This is a genomic window from Allopusillimonas ginsengisoli, assembly GCF_004153455.1.
GTDB lineage: Bacteria > Pseudomonadota > Gammaproteobacteria > Burkholderiales > Burkholderiaceae_B > Allopusillimonas > Allopusillimonas ginsengisoli.
Genome location: NZ_SDQE01000003.1, coordinates 327,315 through 352,064 on the forward strand (window position 1 = coordinate 327,315; position 24,750 = coordinate 352,064).

Consider the following 24,750-nt stretch of genomic DNA (forward strand, 5'->3'; position numbering starts at 1 on the left):
AGGGCTAAAGGAAAACGAATGGGGTTTACTGATTACATGCTCATAAAACTTGGCGTTTTATGTGTCATCGTGTTTATCATTGGCTACTTCCAGGGGCGCTATCCTCATTGATTGCTTAGCAACGGCATGGTTCTGTTGAGCATTTGTTGAATTTGTGGATTGCTAAGCAGCCCACCAACCTGAGATGGCTTCACATTCACCGGCTTGCTAAGTCCTTTTTGAAACGCGGACGACAGCAGGCCAGAGCGAACCATCGGCGGCACAACAAAAGGCACTGCGCCCAAGCCAATGCCCACCGGACCAGCCGCCACGCCGCCTGCGCCCGCCATGAGTGTTGATGCCGCTGACGCCAATTTACTCACGCCAGGCCCGGCCACCTGAGCGGCGGGTTGAGCGGCCTTCGGGAAAGCGCTGGCAAACTTGCCGATCAATTCCAGTTCACCCGATAAGGGCTTGCCTTTTTGAAGCTCGCGAGCAATTTTGGCTGCATCGACACTGCCGCTACCTTCTCGCAGAGCCTTTTCAACCGTATGGCTTTTGGCGATATTTGCACGAGACTGTCTAAATGACGACAGCAAGTCTGGCGAAGCAGCCCCGGCGGCACGTTCCAGTTGATCTTCCAACGCCCCGGCGATAGCTCGGTTGGCCCTGGCAAGAGCGCCGTCACCCTTTCGAAACGCATCGTCGGCAGCCTCTCGTAGCGCCCGGATCGCGTCAACAGCATCGCTTGAATCGAACCCGTTTAGGCGGTACGCATCGGCTAGATCCGTTATTTCGGATCGCTCCATAGCTGGAATGGTGCCTTTGCCTGTGTATTGCTTGACTACATCATCTAGCGACTGCGTAAACATGTTGTCAGTTTGTACCGGCCCGATCTGTCGAAGCGGCACATATCCAGCGTCATACGCTGCCTTACGGTATTGGCTGAGCATCTCTGAGGTAAGAGGAACGTCATCAGGTAGCCCAAGTGCTTTGCGTGCGAGCGAGTCGGTAATGGCCTGATTTCGAACGGAGGCCGATTGAGCGGTCGCGATCTTGCCCGATATGCTTTCCAGCACAGTATTTCGCATGGACGGATGCACGCTGCTAGGCGGAATGACATACCCGGCTTCGGTCGCCTCTTTAATGGTTTGCAGGCGTGGGGCATTCCTGGCTTGCGCTGCCACTTGTCCGGTACGATTATTACCGATAGCTTTACCTGCCAGACCTGCGCCGCGCAGCACCAGCGGTCCCGCCGCGCCAATCGTCGCGCCCAATCCAACATCATCCGGGTTTACCATGCCAGCAGTCGCGCCACCTGCGATTGCGCCGCCCGCAGCTCGTGTCGCGATGTTTGCTGCGCGGCTTCCTGCTGCGCTGCCCAGGCGAAGCCCGCCAGAGCCGATAGATTGTGCCAACCGCCCTACGGCAGGGGCCATGCTACCGACGGCAGCGCGAGAGACGGTACCGGCGAGCGCTCCGGGGATAGGCGCGGTAGACGCGATATTTCCCGCCAGCCGCCCTACGCCGCCAGAAAATGGCGCCTGTGATTTATACTGATCAGCCCAGTCTCCTACGGACTGACGATTTTCGGCGGCATCCTGAACAAGCGCCTGCCCTGTTTGATCTGCGCCGACAAGATCCAGCCCCTTGCCAAGCCAATGCTCCGCACCAAGCGCGGGATCGGCCAATCCTTGAGCAAGGCCCGCACCAAGCGCCTTTGTGTGTTGAGCCGGATCGGGGCTATCAGGAAATAGCTTGAGCGATTCATTCACCGCTGCTTTCGCGTCGAATTTAGGCACATCTTGCACCGGCTGCTCGGTGTGAATATTGTCCTGATTAAGCGGCATGAATTCGACCTGCTCTGGCCCCTTCGCATACTTCGTCCACGGCCCTTGCGCGTCCTGTTCTGGCTTGCTCGCGTATTTCGTCCACGGCCCATCTTTAGGCAGTGTGCCGGCGTGTGCGCTTGGAATGAAGAAATCAGTGATCTTTTCCATGACTCCAGGCTGCTTACGAACCGTCTGCGTGACAGCGGCTATCTTGTTGATGTAATCCGGGTCTTCGGCATACCCGCCAGTTTTGAGCGCGCTCGCGTAGGCCATCGGGTCATTCCCAGCGCCTACCGCATTGGGATACTTTCGCTCGATCAATCCGGCATAGTGATCCGCAAACGCTTGCGGCGTCTCGAAAGCGCGGTACTTGTCCGTTGAGCCGGTCATATTGTCCTTTGCCGCAATGCCGGAACCGGAAAAATCCTTGATATTGCCTAAGTTATGCGTGCCGGGAATAACGGACTTGCCCCAACCCGTTTCCAGCCCCCATTGACCGAGCAAAATGTCAGGCGAGACGCCCAGGCGACGCCCGGTAGCCTGCGCAAGGGGCATGTATTGAGTGGCAAATTCAAGCGGGGTAGCCATTATCGACCTACCTTGGTCCAACTAGACGGGCTTGAAGGATCGCCACCGATGTACTGATAGCCATCTTCCACCACGCCGGGGGAAAGCGCGCCCGTTTGCGGGGCCTGTTGTCCAGGCACATCACCATACTGCCTTGCATAGGCCTGCTTGAGACGTTCTTTGCTGCCTCTGGCGAAATCAACGATCTTTTTGACGTTCTCGCGAAACTGCTCTGGCGATTGCGAGTTTTGCAGTGCCGCCAGATTGTTTTGCAGCATTTCGTTTTCTTTATCCGACACCGCACCCAGCGCACCGCCCGTTTTGGACGCCTCGCGCATGGCTTGGAGCACCGAAAAGCCCACTTGCGATTTGAGGTTTTCGAGCATGGCCTGAGCATCCGCTGCCTCACCGCCAGGAACGTTGGGAAACATACCAACGTAGCCAGTGATCCTATTTACACCGGGATGCCCCAGTAGGTCAGTTGCGGCTTGCTCCATCCGGTCTAGTGAGGATTCGGTCGATTGCAAGGATGTGAGCGCAGCGTTAGTTTCGGTAGGCCGTGCCACATCCGCCTTGGCGGTTTCTTTTGCGGCGGTCTGAGCGTAGGAAACATTGCCCTGCGCGATAGGATCGATCGTGGTCGGCATAAGAGGCTGGCCGTTGTTGGTAATCGGACGGAATGAGCCATCAAGCCGATTGACCTGACCGAACCCTTGCGAGGTCTGGATAGGGGCGCTCCATTCGTCTTGAGCTAGGCCCTGCGCACGTAAGTCCGTCGATTGAATCTGACCAAGCTGCTTAGCAATCTCCATGATGTAGGGATTGCCGGTCGCAACAGCCTCGCGCAACGTATTTGAGTTGATACTGCCTTGGTTCTTTTGCCACCACTGCTGCGCCTGCGCCTGCTGCTCTTGCTCGGTCTGCATCTGCTGCTGCTTCATGCCCAGTATCGACTGGCGCATCTGCGAGTCAGCGGCGTTCTGCGACCCGGCCTCAAAGCCCTGGAAGCCTCTGCCCAAAGCAGGGCCAAACGCGCCGTAGTTGCCGCCCTGGAGTAAGCCTGAGGCCATGCCAAGCAGCCCGCCGCGTAGCTGCTCGCCTTGCGGCGTCTGTGCGGAAATTGCGTCAAACAGTCCCATAATCGCCTCAGGAGTTGTTGTAGCTACTGTTGTTGTAGTAGTTCCACAGGTTGTTTTGTTGCTGCTGGCGCGGGTCTATTTGTGGCTGCTGAACCGGCTCAGGCTGCGCTTGCGGGGCTACCTGCGCAAGCTGCTGCGCGGCCCACTGAGCGTAAGGTGAGGCCATCTGTTCGTACTGGGTCTTTTCATCGCCGCCGCGACCACCCAATAGACCACCGAAAGCAGGTTGCGAATACGCCATGCCCAATAGTCCGGGCTGTTGTGGCTGGATTGCAGGAGCACCAAACATGCCGCCAAATGGTTGATTCATCACAACATACCTCCTAGTAAGCCAAGGCCAGCGCCTATACCTGCGCCCCAGGGCGTGGCCCCAGCAGCGGCTGGAAACAAACTGCCTCCAAGTGAAGCGCCGCCCAAAGCCCCACCCAACGCACCGGCAATCGAATTCGTTTGGTTCGGATTCGGAGCAGTCGAAGTCTGCGTCCCGCCGCCGCCCATCAGTGTTCGGATCGCATTGCCCATCACATCCAACTGCTGATTGGGATAGTTCTGCTTGTTAAGCCAGTCGTTGTATTTCACGTCCAGCCCGCCTTGATTCATGGCTTGCTGAGCGCCACCGATCCCCAGGAGCGCTTGGCTATTCTGATACCCGGCTGCATTTAGCCCCGGCATCATGCCAGCGGCTGCCAACTGCCTGCCACGCTCCGAATCGAATGCGCCTTGACGCCGGTTAAGGTCAGATTCGCCCAATTGAGCCTGTAGGCCGTAGTCGGCCATTCTCATGTCATTCGATACCCGGCCTAGTTCATTGCTCATTTGACGGGCGTTCTCGCTTTGCGCCTGTTGCCAGGCCGATCCACCGAATGCGCCAGCGCGGGCCATCGTTGCATCGGTATTGTTGAACACCGAGTTTTCGAACTGACGCTTTACATCGCCCTGCGCTGAATCAATGGCGCTTTGCAGATACGGGTTATCCATCCCCAGTAAGGCGTTTGTGCCCGGATCACGGTTCAGGTACTGGCCACTGATCGTGTCATTCAGCCCGCCCATCGCACCAGCAATGCCCTTTTGGCCCAACTGAGCTTGATCACGCGCCATCTGGAACCCGGCTTGCTGGTCAGGCGTGAAGCCTGCAATCCGATCACCGCCATACGATTCATAGGGGCGCATGGCGACCGAGGACGCCTGCTGCATAAAGGGAGCCAGATACGGCGCAAGCTGAGGAGAAACCTCCTGCTTGGTCGTCTGAGTTACGTTTTTTGGTCCGCCGCCGCCAGCCATAGTGGTTTCCTCGCAATACTGTATATCTCGTTAAACCCGAAGCGGGCAAATATCCGGGCCGCAGCCCCATAACATGCGCAATCAATAGCGCTAGCCCCGCCTGAACGGGCGTAATCGTCAATGAGCTGCATCGCTTCATTCGTTGTCGCCCCACTTGCCGCCATCGCGTGGATAAACAGCACTCTCATGTTTGGCTTTTGAATGAACTCGACCGCATACCATGAATCCGGCTGATCGCCTCGCAGGCAAAGCAGCGTTAATTCCCCGCGGGCTAGTTGCATCTTTAACTGGTCGGCAGTCACTTCACCTTGTGCCCGTTTGGTTGCCTCGGACAACTTATGCGCGCCTTCACGCCATGCCTGATCAATGTGGGCCGCGCCGACAACGTACAGCGTCAAACCGTCGCGCACCTGCATTCCTTCCATGTTCCGGGGCTTCCAGATTCCACACATATCCAGCCAGTGACGATGTAGCCCCCTGCGTCCACTGGCTCGCGATTGCGGATGAAGTCGCCCTGGTAATGTTCACCGGTAGTGGGCGGCTCGGTTGCTGCGTTATAGACAGCCATGATTCGTCCCTCAGCCAGTCCGTTTACAGACGCTGCGATACTGCGAAATAGCTCATAGAGACGCACGTTCAGGCTGGGCGATATGCCGCCATCGATAGGCAGGCGCGGGTCAGCGGAAATTTTCATCGCGAACCATCCACAACAAGATCCACATCAAAGCCGTTGGTCTCCATTGCGCCTTGATATTGCATCGTGACGCGGTGCCAACGGGCCGACCACATGAAGTCAAAGCGACCATCAAATAGCTCGGCGACCTCACCCGGCTCCAATGCATCACCCTCGCCTGCTTTGTAGTAGGCGTGAAGGCTGCCCAAAAGCGGCGTCTTCAAGAACCGGGGAATAACGCCGCGCAAGGTCGTGTACTGCGTGTCGTCGCCTATATCGTTGATCGTGATCGAGCTTCGTTCAGGTGTTCCGGTAGCCAGCATCAGGTAGCCATCAGGCGTCATGACTGCCGGTACCGGCTTTTGATAGAACCATTGCGGCGAATCGTACGGAATATCGGCTATATCGTCGTAGGTCTCGTACAGATTGCCTAGCGTGTCGTAAGTCACGCCGGGAGCCGCGTATTCGACAAACGCTGAGATAGGCCGCGTGACTTTTCCCCAGCGCTGCGTCTTGACGTTATACGCAAGGCAAGCATCCAGCTCGCCGATTGAGTCTGAGGATGCGTAGTGCCAATACACAACGGCGGCAAGGCGGTCGTAATAGCCTTGGATACGGTACCGATACTTCGGGTTTGAGTGCTCTAAAAACCAGTCCCGGATGGGCGCGCCAATCGGGACAGGGCGAGAGCCATCAAATATCCAGAAATCATCCGCTCCAAAGAACAGATGCGCCGTGCCAATGGAGACAACCGCCTCTTGGCTCGATGCGCCAATCTCGCCCGGTACCTGTTGCCATGCCCAAATAACTGGAGGGCCGACATATTCGCCGATATACATGGAATTTTCCTTGTATACGACCATCGTGTTACCCAACTTTCGGCCCGCCCTGATTTCTCCGGGAGAATCGATAAACCGTGCGGTTGCCGCTTGCGTTGCCTGTGAGGGCGCCCATGCGGTGTGATCATAGAGGCCAGAGCACCACCACCTGTCCGGCTCGTCACCGTTAATGGTGTCGGTTGTGGCTAGCGCCATGACAAACCCGGCCACAACCTCAATAATCCGGACCTTTGGCGCGCCGTCAATATCAGCAAACGCGCCGCTTGCCGACGCCTGCATTACGTCCTGCTGATTGACCGCAAGGGTTACATTTCCGAATTGAGCAAAGCGCCAGCGATTCTCAGCGCCGGACGAATAGCCGCCATCACGTGATACGTCCGCCCATTCACCCGATATGTTCTCGTAGATCGCGGTAGGCGTGCCGGCAAATAAGCGCCTGGCGTTGGTCAGCAGCACGGCAAGCCCTGCCCCGCGGCACTCACCGGGCAATACTTGAGTGCCCGTATCAGCCAGCGAGTTCGCCGCGGAAAAACCCTTGGCAGTCGGAATCAGGTTCTCACAATCGAGAATCGCGCCTGATACCGTGGGATCGGCGTCTGGCATAAAACCAAGCAGCGGGATCATGCGCGCCTCATAATGAGAGTCCCGCCAGAGTATTTGGCTCTGTCAGAAGCTGCTTGAATGTCAGTAAGCGCTACCTGCAATAGGCCGCGCCAAGTCTCGATACGGGCATCGTTCTTTAGGTATGGCTCAGCTTCCAAGAGCGCGCCATACAGATAAATGTCAGGGCCGTCTGCCAGCAGCCAGTTTGACTCAACGAAGTCAGAAAGGGCTGGAATCTTGGCGTAATAATCGAAGCTCAGTTGCGCTGAATCATGGATTTGCGCCCCGATGAGCAGCGTAGAGCCCATGATGGTGTAGTAATTCCCATAGCAGCCTCGACGCGCCTTGTACTGGTCGCGGGTCACAAAATCCAGTGGCGTATCACCTAACATCGGGGCGCCAACAAATTCTATCCAGTCGTCTGGCAGCGCAATCTCGCTGGATACGATGGTTTCGCTACTGGATTGCTCCATCTGACGCACGCGCAGGTTGCGATTCAGACGCGCCTCGGCAAAGGTAATGAGATCGGCCACAACAGAGGCCAGATCAGCACGGTGCAACCAGCGCCCAACCGATGCCTGCAAGTCTGAATAGGTGGAAATGCTCATATTGCGCCTTTGTAGACACGAAAGTGAGAGTGATCCGGGTCTGAGAGGAATTCACGAAGCAATGTCACGTCCTGCATGACCGCATCGAACGTCACGCCCCGTTTGGCAGCCCACGCGTTTAGCACCACAATCGGAATGCGGGCAAGGTGCCGGTCGCCTATCGCGTTTCTGTCCAAGCCTTCGTTAGAAAGCGCCTTGGCATGCTCTAAAACAGGCTCCACATCCGCTATTGTCTGGATATGGAATTTGCCATCGTCGGCATGAAACTTGGTAACCCTGCCTGGCTCTGCGGTAATGATCTGTCCGGCCATATGAAAACGGGCCAGGTTGCCCCGGCCCGCTCCTATCACGAAGTGGTCAAATCGCGGATTGCGAAGTTCATGAGTGGGTTGTCACACTTGAGCGTCCACTCGGTGTTGACCAGCTTCTTGACGTTATCGCCCGTCTTCGCCAGTTCAATCGGCTTGAAGGGGCGAAGCGTGAGGATCGACCAGCCGGACGGATCGATGCCGAATACCTCGCGCTGACGCTGGTAGCGGCTGTTTACGACCTTGTATGTGCCGAAGTCGCCCTGGTACACGTCAATGGTCGCGGTCAGTTCCTTATCCTTGATAAGGTAGTTCTTTGTCGCGTTCGCATCGAACCCGGAGAAGGCCGCACGTTGAGACGAAGGCACATACAGCGAGAGATTGGCCTTGGCGCCGTTATTCCACCCCTTGGTTGCGGCCTCATTCAGGAGCGTTTCGGTAAAGGCGCGCTGCGTACCATCGGTTTGCGCGGTGTTGGCTACGGGGTCAGGGTCATCGCCGGTCGCACCAATGCTGGTATTGGTGTGGATGAAACCCAGTACGCCACGAGACTGTGGAGCCGTACCATCAGCCGCGGCGATAGCGGTGCTGTTTTGCAGGGCCGCAAATTCGATGTCGCGCTTGAGCTCGACCATCTTCTTGACGTCCTGATACGACACTTCGGACTTGCGCCCAGCCTTATCGACCGCTTCCTGGGTGCCGGTAACCGCGTAGGTTTTCTCGGAAATCTGCGTACGGTTACCCATGCGAACAGTGGGCGTTACCGCTGCGGGGCTGGCTTCGTTGCCTTGAACAACCTTGTTGTTCGATGGCGCGGCCAGATCGTCGGTCTGCCATTCTTCGAACACGGCTTTCGCCTTGCCCTTGCCGATGGCCGACACAAAAGGGGTTTCTTCGGGGCTGATGCGGTAGATCTTGTCAGCCAGCGATTCGCGGTTACCAACCGCGTCGTAAGTGGTGAATGTATTTGCCAGTTTGGCCATGATGGTTCCTTTACTTGGCGGCGCTCATCAATGCGGCCATCGCCTCGATAGAGGGGTTGGCATCGAATGATTTTGCGACCTTTTGTATGCGAGATGGCGGCACTGAACGCGTTTGGCGCGCCGGTTTTGCCGATGACACTTTCTTTAAGGCTTCGGGCTTTTTGGCTTGCAGCTCGCGGTACTTCATCGCGTCGTGCAATATCCGGATGTGCCGGGGGTCCGTGATCGTGGACAGTTCCTCATCAGATAATCCGTATCCCTTGCCTGTATCGTTCAGTTTCTGCACCAGTTCCTTGCCAAAGTTGGGCAGTGCGTTCGGGCCTGAGGTCAACTCCTGGGCCGCTTGCTGCTGAGCTTGCGCGAAGGCCTGCTGCTGCTCGGCAGTGCGTCCCTGTTGAACCTGCGTGATTTGGGCGGCCAACCCGTCACGCTGTCGTTGGGCCATAAGAAGCTCGGAGATGGCATTGTTGTAGGCAAGCGGGTCGTCATGGCGGCTCATCTGCCCGATTTGGGCTTCCAACTGCTTGACGTACTGATCCTGCATGCTCAACTGCCCAAGCTCTGACGCGTATTGCTCGACTTGCTTGAATTGCTGCTGAATCTGTTGATGAACCTGATCGCGAGTTTTCGCCAATTCCTGCGTTTTCTGCGTGTAGTCCTGATTACGTATATACCCGGCTTTAAGCTCGGATACGCTGGCTGTAAACTCTTCACCGCTGGCGGTCTTCCACGTGACAGATTGATCATCCAGGGAGTCCGTTTCCGGTTGTTCCTCGTCCTCGTCTTGCGACTCGGCATCATCTGCTTCGGTTTCGTCCTCTTGCTCGTCCTCGATGTCCGTTAACTCGTCCTGCGATTCCGTCTCCGGTTGATCTGTTTCGAGTTCTTCGGCGGGTTCAGCCGCCTCGTTCATCTGGCCAACAAGTTCTGCGATTTGATCCATGGTTCTTCCTTGAGGTTTGACTTCGACAACAAAAAAGCCACCCTAAGGCGGCTATTCGATTGGTCTTTCTCGGGTTGCTGTCAAAGGGCCGCAACACGCCCGTAAAATCAGTGCTTGGAGCCGTCGCTATAAACCGCACCCAACTCCCCATCGGCTACGCGAATACCGCCGTAGCGCCCCTGACGTAGCTCCATAGCTGCGCCCGGATAGGTGACTCGGTTAAGCACAACGCCCACCGCCTGCGCGGCGTCCTCATGCTCCGTGATGTAATCCGATAAGGTCTGTGCAACCTCGGATTTCTTTGCTCGTGCCATTAGAAATGCTCCGTGATGCGCTGCCAGAATGATTTGCTCTCTGCCGGCAGCCCAAGCATCGCCCTTGCCTGCGCACCATTCTGTAGATACACGTCAAAAGCGGCCACAAAACGCTCAAGCGCCATGTGCTGGCGGTGCAATTCCTCACGCTGCTCGGCGTTCAGGCTTGTATCAGCCCACAGCTCGTATATATCGCGGCGCATCCTCGCAAGCGTGAACACCACCAGATCGTTTTCGATGATCTGGCGCGCCTGTTCGGCCCGGTTGTGATCCTGCTGATCTTGATCGTTCATGCGTCTTCGGCCAGCGTATAGCCGTCTGGAATGGTCGCCACGCCATCGGCAATGGTGATTTCAAGGGAAACCAAGCCGTCGCCGCTTTCTACTGTCACCTTGGCGCCATCGGGCAGTGTGTCGCTATCCACGCTTACCCAGCCAATGGCGGTCAGCACGTACCGGCCACCCTCAGGGGTAAGCGCCATGCTGCCAAGCTCTGCGTCCTCGGTGCCTGATAGCACATCAAGCTTGCGAATCGCCACCGATGGGCTGTGAATAAGGTATGCCATGATCAAGCTCCTATAGGTTGTGGGCGCAGCGTCTCGTACTCTTTACGCTGCTGCTCTCGCTCGCTCATTTGGGCATCATGCTCAGCCTCGGAGCGTTTCAGGGCGAGTTCGTCGCGCCTGATTTCCAATTCGATTTCCTTCATCCGCAACTCCATGCCCTTCATCTCTAAATCGGCCTGGATTTCCTTCTCTTTCACGCCCGCCTTGATCTGCTCAGCCTCGACCGTTGCGCGGGCAATGGCTTCCTCAGGCGATGGCTCAGGCGGTTTAGCTTCCTGCGGAGGCTGTTTCTCAGGATTGTTAAAGTACTTATCAATCCCCTTGATGCCAGCCGCTTTCAGGAGTGAGTCAAGCGTGTTGTAGATTTTCTGCTCATCAGCCAGGGACGAGCCAGACATCAACGCTTCTTTCTGCACTTCCAGCACCATCTGCATGATGCCGATAGTCTGCGACTTATCCCCGCTGCCCCTACCCGTTTCGATAGTCACATCCATCTCTGGTGACCATTGAGAAGGGTCAAACTCGACCCACTCGCCACGAAGGCGCACGGTTGCCGCCTTGTCCTGATTGTTCGTGACGATTTTCAGCAGCAGGCGAAACAGGTCTTTAATGCCGGTTTCAGCCATGATGCGGGCCATCATGCGCTTGCGAGCGTCCCCGGCTGACATGATCTTTGTCACGCCGGTTGCGGTCTTATTCAAACTGTCAGCATCAAGCCCCTGGTTGTAGCGCGTGATGCCGGTTCTATTCTCTCGGCGCGAATCCATAAACTCGATGCCTTCGAGCGCGGATTGAGCGACATTGGTCGTCACAAGCGGCGACACAGCGTTTTGCATCGGCCCTTTGCCGCGCACCATGCCGCCAACACGGTTATTCAGCAGATCGTCAAGATTAACGTGCGCATCCACGTTTACATAGGTGCGCGGATTGTTCGCCAGCATGAGCGAATCAACGTACTGACGCTGCATCGCAGTGCTGGTTTCCTGTATCGGCGCAACCGTATCAGCCAACCCCACGCCAACAAGCCTATGCGGAATAAGAATCGGGGAAATGGTGCAAAAATCAGGGCAATCGACCTCTTCGTTAAGCAGCATCACGTTTGCAGCGCGTACCACCTTTCGCCATTCGGCCAGGCCGTCGCCATCGTAATCAAGGCGAATAAAGCCGTCGAACACCCGGATTTCTTCGGTCGAATCGTCCGTTGGGTCTGTATCAGGCCAGCCCGATACCGCATCTTCATTGGCGATCTGCGCAATACCCTCGTCATCGGCTGCCGTCTCGAAAGACTGAACGTTCTCGACCAATGAGCGCTTATAGCCCGCTTCGATCATGTCCGAGCGAGTCATCATCTTGAATTCGCCCACGATGTCAGCCGCGGCAATCGTCTTGGCTCTTGGTGTGATGATGAAGTTTTCAGGCTGGACGTTATCAATGTAGACGCGCCCCTTCTTTTGCGTCTTACGAAGCTTCACATCGAATACCTGCGCAACCGGCATGGCCAACTGCGCCATAACCTGCTGCTGGACCTCTGGATCTAGCGTGTTGATTGCGCTTTGCGCCTGCTCACGCGCAGCAATGTCTGCCGGGTCATCCTTGGCTGACTGCTCGACCACCTCAATACTGTCGTCTTGCAGCAACTGCGTCAGTTGCAGCTCGTTAAGCCCTGTATAGCGGCGATCCACTACGCTTTCGTTCTCGGCCCAATATGCACGAACAATGCCGATTTTCGAGAGCAAGGCATCCTTGATCCATGTGGAAAAGATCAGAAAGCCCGGATTTTGCTTGGAGACTATGTAATTGATGTAATCGGTCGCTTGGCCTGCAAATGGCTCGTCCTCGACCCCGACCGGCTCATACTCGGCAATGTTCTCACCGGATAGGAATATCTCAATGAGATCAGGCATGGCTGATTCGATTGTCTCGAACACATCCCATGAGACGGCCTGAGACCTTCCTTCAAGCGCTGGCTCAGCCTGGCCTAGGTAGTACCGGTAATTGCGCTCGCGATCAGCCGACAGGTGTTCAGTCTGCCAGTGCTCAGCGTCAGTAATGGCGCTATCCAGTATCCGGGCGAAGTCGTCTTCGTCGATCATTAAAATTTCCCTAGCGACGGGTAGTGAATCTCGCCGCCCCAAGTTTCGTTGGTCATGCTCTCGGCATTGACCGCGACATACCGTAAGTTGTCAGCGCCGTGGCTCCATTCGTCATGCATTGGCGCTCCTGGCTCGTTCGTTTGCTGGTTGATTGACCGCCTGTACCGCTTGGCGCACTGAATTAGGCGCTCGGTCTTAGCCTTATCAAAGTACATCCGGGGAAATGTCATGCGAGTAAGTCTGATGCCAGCCTCGATGCTCATGTTCGGTGTGATCTTGACCGACCACCCTAGCGCGGTCATGATTTCTTCGGCTGATTTGCCGGTCTTAAAGTCCTTGTTGCGCCCATCGTGAGGCAAGTACAAATCACCCCAGTTAAGGCTCTTGCCCTTGAGCAACGCTGAATAGTGATCCAGCGTCTTATGCGAGTCCTCAATGTACTCAATCACCCGAATGTCAGCCGGCCCTTTCTGGATGAGCGAGATTGCCATCGCATCATTCCAGCCAAGATCAAACACGACATGAACCTTGAGCATCGGGTCATACGGTACGTTGGTAATGCGCTGGCCTTCCTCGGCTGCCGCTACTTCGTCGTAGTAGATGGCGCCAGAGACCGCAGGCTTGCACTTGCCAAGCCAAATGTTGTCGTAATCCTTTGGCGCCGTTAGTTGGCAGTGGATGCGCTCCGCTTCCAGTTCCTCGCTAAACCAAGGGTTGTCGTGATAGTTGACTTGCACGACACAGGAATTGGGCGGCGGGTTGGCGATGAACCGTTGATACGTCTCGTCCGTTTCCAGTTCTGGGTTAAGGCTGATCCATATTTCCGACCCAGCCTTACGGATCGTCGGTATCAGCACATCCCAGGATTTCTTGCTGACTGACTGGCCTTCTTCCACCCAAACAATGTCTACGCCCTCAAACGACTTGATCGAATCGACCGTTTGTTTGGATAAGCCGGCAAAGGAAAATTCCGTACCATTGATGCCCCGAATCTCGGTTTCCAGCACCTCGTAGAAGCTCGTGAGGCCCAATAGCTCGATCTGGTCCTTGAGCAGCTTATGTACTGACTGCTTGATCGACAGTTGCACTTCCCGGGCGCACAGCACCCGAACGGTCTTTGTCGTGCCCTGCAGCAGCAAGGCGCGGGCGAATGACCAGGACTTGGCAGAACCCCGCCCACCGTGGGCGACCTTGTATCGGTACGGCTGGAAAAGAAACCGGAGCTTCTTCGGAAACTTAATCGTCACCGATGAACTCGATACGGTGGTTCATTTCCATAGGCCCGCCGTTTGGCCCAGAATGCTCGACACGATCCTTAAACATGCCCAGGTGCTTTCCGATATCGACCAGGGCGCCTTTTTTGTCGGCCAGCTTGAACTTCACCCGGCGCACATCCCTAGCATCCTCCCCGCGACCTTCCTTAAAGTCCTCAACAGTGACTTCGACAAGCGCTGCCGCCTGATCTCGTGTCAAGGCAGAAAAGTCCAAATACGGGTCGCCATCAGCACCAACACGCATATAGTCCTGCATGTTGGCGAACCCCAGCTTTGCCAACTCCATCAACACCATGTCTTGGGTAATCTCGGTGCGCTCAGAGCGTTTGATCTGGGCTTCCTGCACCGCTTGAGCGATGTCAGGTTTTGACAGGTTCTCTTCCCCTATCTGTCTTGCCGTCCTCTTTGAGTACCCAGCCCGCACAGCCGCTTGAGTGGCATTCAGATCGACAAGGTATTCCTCGACGAACCTTTGCTGTTTCGCGGTAAGCTTGGCCATATCACTTGCGACTCCATTACTGGTTGGTCGCTCCAAAAGAAAAGCCCCGGGGATCGATGTGATCAACCTGGGGCGAAGGGCGTCGTAACGCCGGGGGAGGAGACAAACGCAAAAAAGCCCCGCAGGATTTGCGAGGCTTCAAAAATTCGTTTCAGTCGGAGACGGGCCGACCGCCTTTAGGGCTTTCTACACAGCTTTCGCCGGTTGTCTGTCTGTCTTGACGGTATTATGCCCCATGCCCTCTAACAGCGCAACAACTTGTTGGAATTGGCTCACAGCATCCAAGAGGAACGAATCGTAGGAGCGCAATCTGATTTGCAACGCCCTGCATGTCGCCCGCTTATCGTTGCTGCTGACGTAATGGGCTTTCAAGATTGCCCGCACTCTCGCATCTAAGCGATACGATGACTTGGTCCAACACCATTCGATGGTTTGCGCATCGACCTCGTCTATCTCAGGCCTTGGGTGAAGCTCACGATAGCCGTCTGTGATGGTCTTTCCGGCGGCAATCGCCATCTGCTCGCACACAATAGCCGTGGGGCTGGATGCGTAGCCGACGCGTGATCTGCGCCAGTAGCGGCCCCAGTTCTCTAAGCGATCTTCGAATGCTTGATCGGCCATGTCACAGTTTCCTAATCTTACGAGCCAATTTCCACTTCTTGTATGATTCTTGCGGGCTACCGCCAGTCGCTATAGATCCGCCATGTGGGGACTCGCAAAACCATAGCCCTGAGCAAAATGTGATGCGAGGCTTATTTAACCGCTCTGAGTTGCGGCGATACTTGAAATAGTCTTCGCCATCCATGTAAGTCAGTCCCATGTCTACCGTCTCCACACCGGGCTCGGCTCAGCCCCATTGCCTACCCCGTGAATCGTGGCAAAGGGCGGCTGGGCTGCGTTGATGTCGGCTTGGCGCATATGGGGCTTTGCCACCATTGGCCGAAACGGAATGATCGTCAGCGGGGTGTAGACCGGTGGCTTGATGAAGTTGTGCAAGTACATGCTGTCGGACTGCCCAGTCGGGATGCGATTGCCGGTATGCTCCATGACCTTGCGACACAGGGCCCGCATCGGTAGATGGCGGTTGACCCATATCCCATAGTCGTTGGCAATCTTCTCGGCCACTGCTTGCTTGAGCTCTTGAGGGTTCATAGTCCTATCTCCACGATTACAAAACCTTGTTTTCGAGTGTCTATCGCCGCGTCGATGGTCAGCGGGCGAAAACATTTGTCGTCGACTCCCAACGCTTTGGCGATTCCATCCAGGCTTGCTTTGCTGGCAGCCAGAAGATTGTCCAAGTCCCTATGACGCCCGTCAGGCGCTGCGAACGTGATCTTGACCGGAATGGTTGTTGACAGCGGCATCGTGTTTCGCCCCAATGCAACCAGCGCGCTCATATGCCCGTCCTGGCGAGCCCGTACTTTGGCTTCCTGTGATCGTCCCCAGTGCAGCCCGTTCTTACGGTTGGGCATCAAGCGTGAGTCAACCCAGGGCAAAGTGATGGTCAAGCGGTCAAGTTGCATCCGCGCATTCCTCTTTGTTCAGCTCAATGTTTGCCACAAACAGGCTTATGTGTCGGCTATTGCGCTCCTGCCACAGCCTCATTCCTTCCTTACGCACGGCATCCCAGTCCTGGGAGTCATGGATCCACTCACCATAGGCTGGGCCCTGCGAGCCGCATTCATGACAAGAAACAAAGCCATACGCCATTGCTCCCTCGTCGCCATAATCGTCTTTGCGTGGAATCGGTCCGCTGAACGGGGATTCGCATACCCACGCTTTGGGCGGGCCTTGGCAAAAGGGGCATGGGGATAGGTATTGATCGTCAGCCATGGGAAGCCCTCTCCTTTCTCAATATATCGATGGTCTGCTCTCGCTCATGGGTAGGCAGGCCGGCTAAGTATTGGTCTTGCTTTTCGCGGCTGGGGCGAAGTAGCTTTACGTAGCGCGCATTGCAGGTGATGCAGCCCTTTTGGTAGTAGGGCTGGTGTGTGCAGTGCAGTTGGAATTCAGTCGGAGTCATCGTGCGCAACCTCATGGCACTTGTCGCAGATCGATATCAGTTCAAACAGAAGCTCGCGCCCAACATGTTTGTACGTGAGATGGTGGACTTGGGTCGCGTTGCGACGGCGGCAACCTTGGCACAGATGGTTGTCGCGCTCCAGCACCAAGCGTCGCTTTTCTTTCCATTCGTCTGATTGAAGATAAGCGTTGTAGTTTTCCCAAAATTCCGCTTCGCCAGCCTTGCTTGCAGCCTGCGCGCTTAATTGACGCCGTTGCTCCCAATCTTCCTGCAATGCCACATCCCAGTCAGGAACTGGCCCGCCGTGCATTGCTTCAGCTTTGACCTTGGCTATGGGGTTTCCGACTGGCTCGCCGCATCGCAAACATTGATGCGTATACTGAAACGCTCCGTTCTTAATTTGGCGACGCCGAATGATCGTGTTTTCGTGTTCGCAGTCGAATTTCACGTGATGTTCCGCGTATGCCTGTCGTTGCAGGTTCAGGCTCATCTATATATTCCTCATAAAATCGATGGGTTGACGGCGCGAATCGCTCATGTACTGCAGGCTGGCAGGGTCAAACCACAAGAAAGCGTGATCCTCCCAATCGCCGTGCCTGTTCTTGTCGCAGATCAACATGGCGTCGCACTTTTTCTTGATATCGTCCGGCACCGGGCTACCCTCGTCGCGGCACTTCTTGATGGCCGCCTCTTTGGGCTTGTTGCGCCAGACCGTGACAAGTTGATCCACCTGGTCGATGATCGCGCCCGATCCCTTCGCGTCAAACTTGCCGGGAATGTCGCGCTCGCTTTCCTTTTTTCTGCTGTGATGCACGAGATGAATATGCATCTCGCACTCGCGAGCCAGTCGGCACAATTGGTCTACAAATGCCTTTTGTCCATTCATGTCATCTTCGCCGTGAACGCACTTCATCATGCTATCGATGACAAAATGCTTGAGGCTCAGTTCCTGATGGCAATAGCGAATAACGGCGAAAAGCTGCTCTGGTCGAATGGCGCCCAAATGGTCGTAGATCCAGACCTTCCCGCGTAGCCAGGACATCATCTTCCTGATGTAGCCCTCGGACGGCTGGCTCGTAGTCGCCAATTGGCGCAGCATTCTAGGCACGTTTTTCAGCGGCGGCATCTCAAAAGACCCGATGCATACCGGCTCACCTTGGGCGGCAAAGCCGAGACACGCCTGATTAAGCAGCTGGCTTTTACCATGGCCATTAATCCCCAGCCACAAGGTCACTTCCCCTGGGCGGAAGCGCAATCCATCGTGTGTGGCGGGCCATGGGAGTTTTGCGCCCTGCGCCTCTTGCTCGCCGTTCTTAAAAACATCAATGATGGCCTGCGTCCAAGAATCCACGCTCTTGACCTTGATGCGCGGCTCGGATTCCTGCATGTAGCGTTGCCAGTCGATGTCATCGTCCTGAACGAGGGGGATTACGTTGTGCATGTTGGCATTCCTGTGTCGTGAAATACGCCAGCACCGCTCGCTATGATGCGCAGCGGCTGACATGGAAGAATTTGCGCGTACGCCTGACGCAGGCGGTCAACGTTTTGGCCTTGCAGATGGACAATGACGCCGGTCAGAAACCGGAAGTCCAGAGTCCCAATACGCTCCTTGGCGTCGATATGTACCTCTGGCGGCAGGCCGGACTCAAGCAGGTCTTCAGCGTCCACGAACTGAGGCATCTTTGCATCCGGTTCGAGCAGAAACACCCAAGCCTGCGACGGCTTTTTGCCCATGCGGCGCAGCTCCTTGATCGCCATGTGTCCACGCATCAGACCATCCCTCCGAAGCGGTCACCAGTCTCGGCCTGCTTGATCGGGTAGAACGTGTCCCAAGCATGCAGAATGGATTGCTCGAGCAGCGATTCCACGCTATGGCCTTCATTCCGCAGAGACTCGAGCTTGCCCACAGCCAAGCGTCTGGCACGGTCGGTCATCGGCTTTTTGCGCTTCTTGCGCACAGCTTCAAACTCGCCCCATAGATCTGAAGGCACCCAATCGGGAAGTTTCCAGACCTCGGCCCCCTGGCAAGGGGGTAGGGGGTTATTAATGGTATTGGGTAATGGGATTGGGAGCTTTACGTTTGCTTTTTTCTGGGTTTGCTCTGGGTTATCGTCTGGGTTTTGATCAGCTAACCCAGAAATAACCGGCTGGGTTTCTTCTGGGTTTTGTTCGGGCTTCTGTTTTGGTGGTCTTCCGCCCTTCTTTCCATTAGCTCTTGCTTTCTCCGCAATAACCCGAGCCTTTTCAATTTCCTCGTCGCAACGCGAATGCGTCCAGCCAGAGTCGGTTTGCTCAAAGAACTCATCAAGCACTACGTCAATGGCTTGTTGCTCTTCCTTTGCGCGTGCCCTGGCTAGCCTATAGACGGCCTTCCTCTCAGCAGGGAGGGGCTTCTCGCTTGAGTAATACAGATCAAGCAGCCGGCGATAGGCGCCATCCTCGACCATCGTCAGGTGCGCGGTTGCTGTGATGTAGTCACCAATATGGTGCGGGTAATAATTCACGCCGCCTCCCTATCCGCATGCACAACCCTTGCCAGCGGCTGGATAGCGATCTTGTAGGCTGTCTCAGCTTCCACTGACCACTGATTGCGTTGAATGAGCAATGCCCTGGTAGCGTCCACGTATTCCCATTCGCGGCGCCAGCGTTCTTCTCGGGTCAGGTTCCCGCCTTGGTCGTGTTCGCGGTGAGCATCAGGACTGATAGGAAATGTGAGGCTGTCGCATGCCTTGGTGCCCATGCCTTTATTGAAATTAACGTGCCCGCATTGGCTGGGTCCGTGCCTGCCAGTGACGACACAAGGAAGGCTTGCTACCAGTCTGCGATGCTTTTCTGAGCGCCAGGGCTTGGTTTTGGGGAAAGAAATGTTGTTCATACATCACATCCCAGAGTGCTGCCCACATGAAAGACCTTTTTTGCGTATAGATATGCTTTGTGTGCTTCCTCTGCTCGTTTATACCGACCTAAAAACATGACATGACGATCAATAGAAATGCTTGCTACGTACTTGTTTTTATCCCTATCAAAATACACACCCAAAAAACCAGATGAATTCCGTTTCGTGGGGGCGCGAAAGTTATGCATATTTATGTGGTGTGGAACGTCGCGTAAATTTTCTATACGGTTGTCGCTTGAAATACCATTGATGTGATCAATTTCGAATTTCGGCATTTCTCCATTGACATAAAGCCATGCGAGTCGATGGGCCTTATATAAATGACCGTCGACACGAATCAGGACACGCCCCCTACTGTTGCATCCCGCAACTTTCCCCTTGACTTTTCTAGATCCAGCGCCGAAATCACGCCAGATGAAAATTCCAGTTTCGGGGTTGTAATGCAAAAGCGTCATCAATCTTTCTTGCGTCAGCATCATGCCGCCACCTCTTGATCAGGAAACGCCAGAATCACGCCCTTCTCATAGAAATCACCCTGTACTGCCTCGGCGTACTTGCTCAATTGCTCCTTGCTCATGAGGCTTGTTACGGGCCAGTGACGCATAGCGATCAGTTTCTTCTCATAGGAAAGCGGCTTGATCACTGCGTCGTACGCCTCGCGAAACTCCCCATCCTCGGCCCTCAGGATCGAAACACCGTGATGAAGCTTGCAGTAGCACTTCCATCCGAGCGCATCGTCCTCGCGCAGTTCGCGGGCAAGCTGCTCATACCACGCGTGGGTGATGTTGTTTTGAGGAAGGCTGCGGGCCTTGCCTGTTTTGACAGTTAGGCGCAGAAAGCGATGGCGCTGGTACATTTCGCGCAGCTGCCCGAAGACGCTTTGCAGTGACTGGTCGCTGTTGATGATGGCGGTGCTCATGCCAGCCCCGCTTTTTTCAGCAAAGGCATGAGAGACGCGATAGCCTGCAAGGCTTCTGCACTGGCAGCCTCCTTTTCCACCGACTTGCCATTGTTCAGAAACTTTTCGACCAAGTAGTAAATAGGCGTGAAGTCGCCAGATTTCTCTAGGTAAAGCTCGAACTCGTCGACGCCAAACTTGCGCTGATGGTCTTCGCTTAATTGATTACCCAAGTTCCCCGGTGACTCGTTCAAATCTATGGCGGTCCTTGATAGGCCGCGCTTATAGATACCCGTGGCGATGCAATCCCGAAGGTTGCGATGGCGCTCCAAAAGGCCCGGCTCGAAGTCCAGTGTCATCTGTGTTTTTTCGGCTGTGATAGTCACTGATAAATCCTTTTGTCAGTCGTTGTCACACGGGTGGAAAAAAATAGAGGCTATGAACACAACGCAAAAATTACGCATGACTCTCTGCCTCAAAATGGGCGGCCCGCTCCATTCCCTTATGATTGGTGTTCTCACGCATCAAACAATTAGGGAAGGATCGGAACATGGCAATCAATTGGGAGTTCTTGCTGGGCCTGTTATTGCCCGCATACGGATTTGGGTTTATTTGGTTGATAAAGACTGCCAGAGAGGATTCAGCGTTGTATGCATTGGTGGAATCGCATTTGAAGCGCGTGCTTATCGCATTCCAGGTCGCAGTCATTCTTGTTGTTGTTTGGGCTCGATTCTCAACAAGGTTCAGCGAGGCAATGGTGGAAGCTTTGAGCTCCATGACCGTTGTGGCGATAATCATGACCAATATCGTGCAAGGCTCTTTCGCATTCTTCAGGCGCATCGCATCGCTCCCGGCGAAAGAGTCATGCACAACAGAATCGCCAAAGCAGCCCACGAAAAACCCCACAGCATTGCCCGAATAAGATCTTTTTTAGACATGCTCAGCCTCTTTGGTGGAGCGGGCAGTGAAGTAGGAGTGCAGCGCTTCGATGGTGCTGATGCGCGGGTCTTTCACCTCGCCCGATCGAATCTTCTTGATCGTGCTTTCGGGCACACCTGTATCGTCGGCGAGTTGCGGCAGCGAACTCCACTTCACACCGCGAAGCTGGGCAACCACACTAAAGAGAAGAGTTGATGTCTGTTCCATGCGCATATTATCAACTCATATATGGGTTATTGCAACCCGCACTTGGGTTACAGATTCTGGGAACATCCCAGATATGAGTACGAATGCCATGAAAACTCTCGCCGAAACGATGAACCGCCTCATTGGGCCGGAGGGTATCTACTCGTCCAATGTGACCGCTAGCGCTGCGTCTCAGGGTGCAGTGACACGTTCGACATTCGATCGCCTACGCAATGGCAGCAAAATTGGCGCCTCCGCTGTGGCCATAGATAAACTTGATGGCGTGGCAGACGCTTTTGGTGTCAAGGTGTGGCAGTTGTTTGTGCCAGGAATGGACCCCCGCTACTACGTTCCAGCTCTTGCAGAAGAAGGCGCGGCATCTGACCTGAGCGCCGATGAAAAGCGCTTGCTAAACGCCTATAGAGCACTTGGCAAAAAAGAGCAGCAGTACCTTATTTCGGACGCCGAGAAGTACCTAGGGAATAAATAAATTTAGCCCGTATTTGTAGTGAGTACTCACCTACAACGGGCGGAAGGTAACGAAAGATTAGTTTGATGTGAACATGTAATGGAAATCATCATATTCTGGGTTCTCGCCTCGATCGCTATCGGAGTGTGGGCAGGCAATAAAGGGCGCAGCGGCTTCGCCTGGTTCATTTTGGCCGTATTAATCAGCCCGATACTGGCCGCCATCTTTCTAGCGGCATCGAGTGATCTAAGTAAAAACCCAGTCGCAGCACTGGAAGCGCCCAGCCCTAAAACTCACGTAACTTGCCCAGACTGCGCGGAGATGGTGAAAAAAGAGGCTCGGGTGTGCAAACACTGCGGTTGCAAACTTACGCCCGTGGTCGAAGCCCCTGTTCCCACGGTCGGCGGCACCGGACTGACCGGGCGTCAAATTATTGGAATTGTTTTGGCACTGTTACTCGCCTACGGAATTTTTTCAGGCCGATAAGCGACCCAACACCCACTGAGCCATGGACATAAACTACGGCATCTACTTCATCCTCGCAGGCCTGGTCTGTCTGGCTGTCTTGTTGGTTATCAGGCTTTGGGATGCGCGGCAGAAGCGTAAGTGGAGGAAGAAATGGCCGATGGAGGGGCGGTAGGCGGCGAAAACTTAGCGGTGTTTGGGAATGTGAAGATGAATAGGCTGCAAGGTGGCCGCCTTAAAATCAATTAAAACAGGAGGTTATATATGAATGATCAACGCGTGGGGGCCGCCCAAAAACAGATGCCGCTTGATCGCTGGTATAGGAGAAATTCATGATGAGGACATTTCCCTGTTCGACACTGGAGCATCGCCATGCTATGCTCAGGAACTTTGACACCATATGTAGTGTCATATGAGTATTGTCGAGAATGTAGTTCGAGATCTAAAATCACGACCTTCCAGCCAAAAGTGCTTAGATGTCGTGCGCGCTCTTGAGAGTCTGGGATATACAGTAACGCCGAAGAAGTCTCCGCACCATAAAGTGTACGGCCATAGCGGAACGCGCAGCTATTCAGGCGGAAACTTCAATTGCGGACATGGGAAAAATCCTCATGTTTTATCTGTATATGTGAAGAATATTGCATCAGAGCTTGAGCGAGCAAAAACCGACTTGGAAGAATTTCTAGGCAGATCATCATGAATCAATTCGACCCCTCCCTCTATACGATTGAAATCAAGCGCATCGATAGCCCTGACGGCCTCCTTTATGAGGCCAAAGTAAAGGAAATTCCCGGAGTGGCTGGGTATGCGGAGTGCGCTGCAGATGCATTCAATGAGGCTAGAGATGCACTTCAAATGCTGCACAACTTAGCGCACGAGCAAAAAAGAGAATTCCCGGCGCCCTTGGCCGCTACAGACCCCGATTACAACGGTCGGGTAACTCTTCGCATGAGCAAGAGCCTTCATCATCGAGCAGCATTGATGGCGGAAATCGAAGGCGTCAGTCTTAACACTTTAATCACGGAAGCACTGTCCGAGAAAGTGTTTTCCTTTCGGCGTCCATCTACCAGTGTCCATAAAGAATATTTGGTTTATTTCCGCGACGCAATACAGGACTTTTATATGGTGCAAGGTGATACTGTGCCCGCAAAATTGAGTCTCCCCAAAACACGTTCATATGAAATTGCAAGGAGTCAGTATGGCGACGAAGCCTACAGCGTCTAAAACTTCAGCGCCACGAAAGCGGGCACCACGCAAATCCGCAAAGACAGCGGCAAATATTGTTGTCCCAATTAAAGAGCTGTTAACTGCATTGCTAAAGAGCTATGACATCAAAGAGGGACATTGGGTTATTGATGTCCAGATGGGGACGGGCAAGATAGCTGCAACTAAACCCGAGAGGACAGAGGTATATCCAGCAACCCTTGTCGTCTTCGAGGGAGTCACTCTGGTTCGCGTTGCGCCTGACGACAAGATCTTAGAGTCCGGAAACACCGTCAATGCAAGCAATATCTAGTCAAATCGGCTCGTTTTACTCCGTCAACTCCTAATGGAGCATTTTTAGCTGGCATACCCCACCCGCCCCGGCGGGTTTTCTTTTGCCCCTACCCCACCAGCCGCCCATGAGGTGGCTTTTTTTTGCCCGCTCGCCGCCCTGTCAATGCCATCCCGCGCCGCCGGACGTAAAACATCGGGAGCGATCTTTAATAGTTTTTCAAACTTTCATCCAGCAAATTCAAATTTGTATCGTCATGATCATACCGACAGAATAATAACCCATTGATTATAAATAGATTTCTATTCACATGACCGGCTTAGCCATGTAGGACAGCCGCTGGAAAATTAGGGAAAACGATATCGATTTCCCTATCACCTTGGGTTAGCGCGGGTTTCCGGAATTTCCGAAAAAATCAAGTATTGCACTGTGTATCTATACAGTACATTATTTATGCATGGTGGCCGGATCGGCATCCATACAAGACTGCTCAGGAGCCCAAAACGGCTCATAGAGCGCGGCACAGCACAAAGCTACACGAGGATAGCGGCATGAATAATAAACCGGAGACCCCACCGATAAAACCCGGAGACCTTACGGCCATCCGGAATACCCACGCACAACTGCATGCGCTACTGGTATTCATCTGTAGCAACAACTTCAAATCCCTTCAGCGCATATCCCCTCAAGAACAGCAGGACTTGCTCCTCCTGGCGCGGGCCACATCTGAAAACCTGCGCGAATATTTAGGGTAATCCCCCAATAATTAACCCGCATACGGGTTGACATTAACCCATTTACGGGTTTACTATCGCCTCATCAACTCAAATATGAGTTATGCCACCAAGCCCTTATGGCAAAGCCACGGTACGGCAGGCA

The 24,750-nt window shown here is 54.6% G+C and carries 36 protein-coding genes; 5 read left to right on the plus strand and 31 right to left on the minus strand.

Going from position 1 to position 24,750, the window contains the following annotated elements; genetic code table 11:
- Positions 1-104: 104 nt before the first annotated feature.
- The 31 genes from ERE07_RS09570 to ERE07_RS09725 all read right to left on the minus strand — a co-directional run bounded on the left by ERE07_RS09570 (position 105) and on the right by ERE07_RS09725 (position 21,463).
- A complete protein-coding gene (locus ERE07_RS09570) occupies positions 105-2,399 on the minus strand; it encodes a glucosaminidase domain-containing protein (RefSeq protein ID WP_130008582.1) in 2,295 nt (764 codons plus the stop codon).
- Positions 2,399-3,517: a hypothetical protein gene (locus ERE07_RS09575; protein ID WP_130008583.1), complete on the minus strand. Its 1,119-nt coding sequence runs from the start codon at positions 3,515-3,517 to the stop codon at positions 2,399-2,401. Before ERE07_RS09575 ends, ERE07_RS09570 begins: the two co-directional genes overlap by 1 nt.
- Before the next feature lie 7 nt (positions 3,518-3,524).
- A complete protein-coding gene (locus ERE07_RS09580) occupies positions 3,525-3,827 on the minus strand; it encodes a hypothetical protein (protein WP_130008584.1) in 303 nt (100 codons plus the stop codon).
- On the minus strand, positions 3,827-4,798 hold the full coding sequence (locus ERE07_RS09585) for a hypothetical protein (RefSeq protein ID WP_130008585.1): 972 nt from the start codon (positions 4,796-4,798) through the stop codon (positions 3,827-3,829). Before ERE07_RS09585 ends, ERE07_RS09580 begins: the two co-directional genes overlap by 1 nt.
- Complete coding sequence (locus tag ERE07_RS09590; protein WP_130008586.1) at positions 4,768-5,223, minus strand: hypothetical protein; 456 nt, start codon at positions 5,221-5,223, stop codon at positions 4,768-4,770. The genes ERE07_RS09585 and ERE07_RS09590 overlap by 31 nt, the downstream gene beginning before the upstream one ends.
- Positions 5,193-5,492, minus strand: coding sequence for a hypothetical protein (locus ERE07_RS09595; protein ID WP_130008587.1), 300 nt, complete (start codon positions 5,490-5,492; stop codon positions 5,193-5,195). The genes ERE07_RS09590 and ERE07_RS09595 overlap by 31 nt, the downstream gene beginning before the upstream one ends.
- Positions 5,489-6,934 carry a hypothetical protein gene (locus tag ERE07_RS09600; protein ID WP_130008588.1) on the minus strand — a complete coding sequence of 482 codons (1,446 nt, stop codon included), beginning with the start codon at positions 6,932-6,934 and terminating at the stop codon, positions 5,489-5,491. The genes ERE07_RS09595 and ERE07_RS09600 overlap by 4 nt, the downstream gene beginning before the upstream one ends.
- Entirely contained in the window at positions 6,931-7,521 is a 591-nt protein-coding gene (locus ERE07_RS09605) for a phage adaptor protein (protein WP_130008589.1), read from the minus strand. Before ERE07_RS09605 ends, ERE07_RS09600 begins: the two co-directional genes overlap by 4 nt.
- The gene (locus ERE07_RS09610) at positions 7,518-7,832 is read right to left on the minus strand and encodes a hypothetical protein (protein ID WP_130008590.1); all 315 of its coding nucleotides are present in this window, start codon (positions 7,830-7,832) and stop codon (positions 7,518-7,520) included. Before ERE07_RS09610 ends, ERE07_RS09605 begins: the two co-directional genes overlap by 4 nt.
- A 35-nt stretch (positions 7,833-7,867) precedes the next feature.
- Positions 7,868-8,812: a DUF5309 domain-containing protein gene (locus ERE07_RS09615; protein WP_130008591.1), complete on the minus strand. Its 945-nt coding sequence runs from the start codon at positions 8,810-8,812 to the stop codon at positions 7,868-7,870.
- 10 nt (positions 8,813-8,822) lie between these two features.
- Positions 8,823-9,755, minus strand: coding sequence for a hypothetical protein (locus ERE07_RS21655; protein WP_167670805.1), 933 nt, complete (start codon positions 9,753-9,755; stop codon positions 8,823-8,825).
- A 107-nt stretch (positions 9,756-9,862) separates the two neighbouring features.
- A complete protein-coding gene (locus ERE07_RS09625; protein ID WP_130008592.1) occupies positions 9,863-10,069 on the minus strand; it encodes a hypothetical protein in 207 nt (68 codons plus the stop codon).
- Positions 10,069-10,362: a hypothetical protein gene (locus ERE07_RS09630; protein WP_130008593.1), complete on the minus strand. Its 294-nt coding sequence runs from the start codon at positions 10,360-10,362 to the stop codon at positions 10,069-10,071. The genes ERE07_RS09625 and ERE07_RS09630 overlap by 1 nt, the downstream gene beginning before the upstream one ends.
- Positions 10,359-10,634: a hypothetical protein gene (locus ERE07_RS09635; protein ID WP_130008594.1), complete on the minus strand. Its 276-nt coding sequence runs from the start codon at positions 10,632-10,634 to the stop codon at positions 10,359-10,361. The genes ERE07_RS09630 and ERE07_RS09635 overlap by 4 nt, the downstream gene beginning before the upstream one ends.
- 2 nt (positions 10,635-10,636) lie before the next feature.
- Positions 10,637-12,727: a portal protein gene (locus ERE07_RS09640; RefSeq protein ID WP_130008595.1), complete on the minus strand. Its 2,091-nt coding sequence runs from the start codon at positions 12,725-12,727 to the stop codon at positions 10,637-10,639.
- Positions 12,727-13,974: a PBSX family phage terminase large subunit gene (locus tag ERE07_RS09645; protein ID WP_130008596.1), complete on the minus strand. Its 1,248-nt coding sequence runs from the start codon at positions 13,972-13,974 to the stop codon at positions 12,727-12,729. The genes ERE07_RS09640 and ERE07_RS09645 overlap by 1 nt, the downstream gene beginning before the upstream one ends.
- On the minus strand, positions 13,964-14,500 hold the full coding sequence (locus ERE07_RS09650) for a terminase small subunit (RefSeq protein WP_130008597.1): 537 nt from the start codon (positions 14,498-14,500) through the stop codon (positions 13,964-13,966). The genes ERE07_RS09645 and ERE07_RS09650 overlap by 11 nt, the downstream gene beginning before the upstream one ends.
- A 186-nt stretch (positions 14,501-14,686) precedes the next feature.
- On the minus strand, positions 14,687-15,121 hold the full coding sequence (locus ERE07_RS09655; protein ID WP_130008598.1) for a hypothetical protein: 435 nt from the start codon (positions 15,119-15,121) through the stop codon (positions 14,687-14,689).
- 201 nt (positions 15,122-15,322) lie between these two features.
- Complete coding sequence (locus tag ERE07_RS09660; protein WP_130008599.1) at positions 15,323-15,652, minus strand: hypothetical protein; 330 nt, start codon at positions 15,650-15,652, stop codon at positions 15,323-15,325.
- Positions 15,649-16,023, minus strand: coding sequence for a RusA family crossover junction endodeoxyribonuclease (locus tag ERE07_RS09665; protein ID WP_130008600.1), 375 nt, complete (start codon positions 16,021-16,023; stop codon positions 15,649-15,651). Before ERE07_RS09665 ends, ERE07_RS09660 begins: the two co-directional genes overlap by 4 nt.
- Positions 16,013-16,333, minus strand: a complete 321-nt coding sequence (locus ERE07_RS09670; RefSeq protein WP_130008601.1) for a hypothetical protein — start codon at positions 16,331-16,333, stop codon at positions 16,013-16,015. The genes ERE07_RS09665 and ERE07_RS09670 overlap by 11 nt, the downstream gene beginning before the upstream one ends.
- A gap of 176 nt (positions 16,334-16,509) precedes the next feature.
- Entirely contained in the window at positions 16,510-17,013 is a 504-nt protein-coding gene (locus tag ERE07_RS09680) for an HNH endonuclease (protein WP_130008603.1), read from the minus strand.
- Positions 17,014-17,910 (minus strand): AAA family ATPase, encoded by an 897-nt coding sequence (locus ERE07_RS09685; RefSeq protein ID WP_245153589.1) that lies wholly within the window; start codon positions 17,908-17,910, stop codon positions 17,014-17,016.
- Positions 17,911-17,951: 41 nt separating this feature from the next.
- Positions 17,952-18,293, minus strand: coding sequence for a hypothetical protein (locus tag ERE07_RS09690; RefSeq protein ID WP_130008605.1), 342 nt, complete (start codon positions 18,291-18,293; stop codon positions 17,952-17,954).
- Positions 18,293-19,027 carry a YdaU family protein gene (locus tag ERE07_RS09695; protein WP_130008606.1) on the minus strand — a complete coding sequence of 245 codons (735 nt, stop codon included), beginning with the start codon at positions 19,025-19,027 and terminating at the stop codon, positions 18,293-18,295. Before ERE07_RS09695 ends, ERE07_RS09690 begins: the two co-directional genes overlap by 1 nt.
- Positions 19,024-19,398: a DUF968 domain-containing protein gene (locus tag ERE07_RS09700; protein WP_130008607.1), complete on the minus strand. Its 375-nt coding sequence runs from the start codon at positions 19,396-19,398 to the stop codon at positions 19,024-19,026. The genes ERE07_RS09695 and ERE07_RS09700 overlap by 4 nt, the downstream gene beginning before the upstream one ends.
- The gene (locus ERE07_RS09705; protein WP_130008608.1) at positions 19,395-19,898 is read right to left on the minus strand and encodes an HNH endonuclease signature motif containing protein; all 504 of its coding nucleotides are present in this window, start codon (positions 19,896-19,898) and stop codon (positions 19,395-19,397) included. The genes ERE07_RS09700 and ERE07_RS09705 overlap by 4 nt, the downstream gene beginning before the upstream one ends.
- A complete protein-coding gene (locus ERE07_RS09710; RefSeq protein WP_130008609.1) occupies positions 19,895-20,338 on the minus strand; it encodes a NinB/YbcN family protein in 444 nt (147 codons plus the stop codon). Before ERE07_RS09710 ends, ERE07_RS09705 begins: the two co-directional genes overlap by 4 nt.
- A complete protein-coding gene (locus ERE07_RS09715; RefSeq protein WP_245153590.1) occupies positions 20,335-20,703 on the minus strand; it encodes a hypothetical protein in 369 nt (122 codons plus the stop codon). Before ERE07_RS09715 ends, ERE07_RS09710 begins: the two co-directional genes overlap by 4 nt.
- Before the next feature lie 70 nt (positions 20,704-20,773).
- Positions 20,774-21,187, minus strand: coding sequence for a hypothetical protein (locus tag ERE07_RS09720; protein WP_130008610.1), 414 nt, complete (start codon positions 21,185-21,187; stop codon positions 20,774-20,776).
- 60 nt (positions 21,188-21,247) lie between these two features.
- A complete protein-coding gene (locus ERE07_RS09725; protein ID WP_130008611.1) occupies positions 21,248-21,463 on the minus strand; it encodes a helix-turn-helix domain-containing protein in 216 nt (71 codons plus the stop codon).
- An 88-nt stretch (positions 21,464-21,551) separates the two neighbouring features.
- On the opposite strand from ERE07_RS09725, the gene ERE07_RS09730 reads away from it, so the two are divergent.
- From ERE07_RS09730 to ERE07_RS09750, 5 genes are all read left to right on the plus strand, one after another.
- On the plus strand, positions 21,552-21,932 hold the full coding sequence (locus tag ERE07_RS09730) for a hypothetical protein (RefSeq protein WP_130008612.1): 381 nt from the start codon (positions 21,552-21,554) through the stop codon (positions 21,930-21,932).
- Positions 21,933-22,010: 78 nt separating this feature from the next.
- Entirely contained in the window at positions 22,011-22,397 is a 387-nt protein-coding gene (locus ERE07_RS09735; protein WP_130008613.1) for a hypothetical protein, read from the plus strand.
- 675 nt (positions 22,398-23,072) lie between these two features.
- Positions 23,073-23,600 (plus strand): toxin-antitoxin system HicB family antitoxin, encoded by a 528-nt coding sequence (locus ERE07_RS09740; RefSeq protein WP_130008614.1) that lies wholly within the window; start codon positions 23,073-23,075, stop codon positions 23,598-23,600.
- On the plus strand, positions 23,575-23,892 hold the full coding sequence (locus ERE07_RS09745) for a hypothetical protein (protein WP_130008615.1): 318 nt from the start codon (positions 23,575-23,577) through the stop codon (positions 23,890-23,892). Before ERE07_RS09740 ends, ERE07_RS09745 begins: the two co-directional genes overlap by 26 nt.
- Before the next feature lie 530 nt (positions 23,893-24,422).
- A complete protein-coding gene (locus tag ERE07_RS09750; RefSeq protein WP_130008616.1) occupies positions 24,423-24,626 on the plus strand; it encodes a hypothetical protein in 204 nt (67 codons plus the stop codon).
- Positions 24,627-24,750 lie beyond the last annotated feature (124 nt).

Coding starts and splice junctions, on each gene's coding strand:
- ERE07_RS09570 (WP_130008582.1), bottom strand. CDS start 2,399: ATGGCTACCCCGCTTGAATTTGCCACTCAATACATGCCCCTTGCGCAG.
- ERE07_RS09575 (WP_130008583.1), bottom strand. CDS start 3,517: ATGGGACTGTTTGACGCAATTTCCGCACAGACGCCGCAAGGCGAGCAG.
- ERE07_RS09580 (WP_130008584.1), bottom strand. CDS start 3,827: ATGAATCAACCATTTGGCGGCATGTTTGGTGCTCCTGCAATCCAGCCA.
- ERE07_RS09585 (WP_130008585.1), bottom strand. CDS start 4,798: ATGGCTGGCGGCGGCGGACCAAAAAACGTAACTCAGACGACCAAGCAG.
- ERE07_RS09590 (WP_130008586.1), bottom strand. CDS start 5,223: ATGGAAGGAATGCAGGTGCGCGACGGTTTGACGCTGTACGTTGTCGGC.
- ERE07_RS09595 (WP_130008587.1), bottom strand. CDS start 5,492: ATGAAAATTTCCGCTGACCCGCGCCTGCCTATCGATGGCGGCATATCG.
- ERE07_RS09600 (WP_130008588.1), bottom strand. CDS start 6,934: ATGATCCCGCTGCTTGGTTTTATGCCAGACGCCGATCCCACGGTATCA.
- ERE07_RS09605 (WP_130008589.1), bottom strand. CDS start 7,521: ATGAGCATTTCCACCTATTCAGACTTGCAGGCATCGGTTGGGCGCTGG.
- ERE07_RS09610 (WP_130008590.1), bottom strand. CDS start 7,832: ATGGCCGGACAGATCATTACCGCAGAGCCAGGCAGGGTTACCAAGTTT.
- ERE07_RS09615 (WP_130008591.1), bottom strand. CDS start 8,812: ATGGCCAAACTGGCAAATACATTCACCACTTACGACGCGGTTGGTAAC.
- ERE07_RS21655 (WP_167670805.1), bottom strand. CDS start 9,755: ATGGATCAAATCGCAGAACTTGTTGGCCAGATGAACGAGGCGGCTGAA.
- ERE07_RS09625 (WP_130008592.1), bottom strand. CDS start 10,069: ATGGCACGAGCAAAGAAATCCGAGGTTGCACAGACCTTATCGGATTAC.
- ERE07_RS09630 (WP_130008593.1), bottom strand. CDS start 10,362: ATGAACGATCAAGATCAGCAGGATCACAACCGGGCCGAACAGGCGCGC.
- ERE07_RS09635 (WP_130008594.1), bottom strand. CDS start 10,634: ATGGCATACCTTATTCACAGCCCATCGGTGGCGATTCGCAAGCTTGAT.
- ERE07_RS09640 (WP_130008595.1), bottom strand. CDS start 12,727: ATGATCGACGAAGACGACTTCGCCCGGATACTGGATAGCGCCATTACT.
- ERE07_RS09650 (WP_130008597.1), bottom strand. CDS start 14,500: ATGGCCAAGCTTACCGCGAAACAGCAAAGGTTCGTCGAGGAATACCTT.
- ERE07_RS09655 (WP_130008598.1), bottom strand. CDS start 15,121: ATGGCCGATCAAGCATTCGAAGATCGCTTAGAGAACTGGGGCCGCTAC.
- ERE07_RS09660 (WP_130008599.1), bottom strand. CDS start 15,652: ATGAACCCTCAAGAGCTCAAGCAAGCAGTGGCCGAGAAGATTGCCAAC.
- ERE07_RS09665 (WP_130008600.1), bottom strand. CDS start 16,023: ATGCAACTTGACCGCTTGACCATCACTTTGCCCTGGGTTGACTCACGC.
- ERE07_RS09670 (WP_130008601.1), bottom strand. CDS start 16,333: ATGGCTGACGATCAATACCTATCCCCATGCCCCTTTTGCCAAGGCCCG.
- ERE07_RS09680 (WP_130008603.1), bottom strand. CDS start 17,013: ATGAGCCTGAACCTGCAACGACAGGCATACGCGGAACATCACGTGAAA.
- ERE07_RS09685 (WP_245153589.1), bottom strand. CDS start 17,910: ATGCAGGAATCCGAGCCGCGCATCAAGGTCAAGAGCGTGGATTCTTGG.
- ERE07_RS09690 (WP_130008605.1), bottom strand. CDS start 18,293: ATGCGTGGACACATGGCGATCAAGGAGCTGCGCCGCATGGGCAAAAAG.
- ERE07_RS09700 (WP_130008607.1), bottom strand. CDS start 19,398: ATGAACAACATTTCTTTCCCCAAAACCAAGCCCTGGCGCTCAGAAAAG.
- ERE07_RS09705 (WP_130008608.1), bottom strand. CDS start 19,898: ATGATGCTGACGCAAGAAAGATTGATGACGCTTTTGCATTACAACCCC.
- ERE07_RS09710 (WP_130008609.1), bottom strand. CDS start 20,338: ATGAGCACCGCCATCATCAACAGCGACCAGTCACTGCAAAGCGTCTTC.
- ERE07_RS09725 (WP_130008611.1), bottom strand. CDS start 21,463: ATGGAACAGACATCAACTCTTCTCTTTAGTGTGGTTGCCCAGCTTCGC.
- ERE07_RS09730 (WP_130008612.1), top strand. CDS start 21,552: ATGAAAACTCTCGCCGAAACGATGAACCGCCTCATTGGGCCGGAGGGT.
- ERE07_RS09735 (WP_130008613.1), top strand. CDS start 22,011: ATGGAAATCATCATATTCTGGGTTCTCGCCTCGATCGCTATCGGAGTG.
- ERE07_RS09740 (WP_130008614.1), top strand. CDS start 23,073: ATGAATCAATTCGACCCCTCCCTCTATACGATTGAAATCAAGCGCATC.
- ERE07_RS09745 (WP_130008615.1), top strand. CDS start 23,575: ATGGCGACGAAGCCTACAGCGTCTAAAACTTCAGCGCCACGAAAGCGG.
- ERE07_RS09750 (WP_130008616.1), top strand. CDS start 24,423: ATGAATAATAAACCGGAGACCCCACCGATAAAACCCGGAGACCTTACG.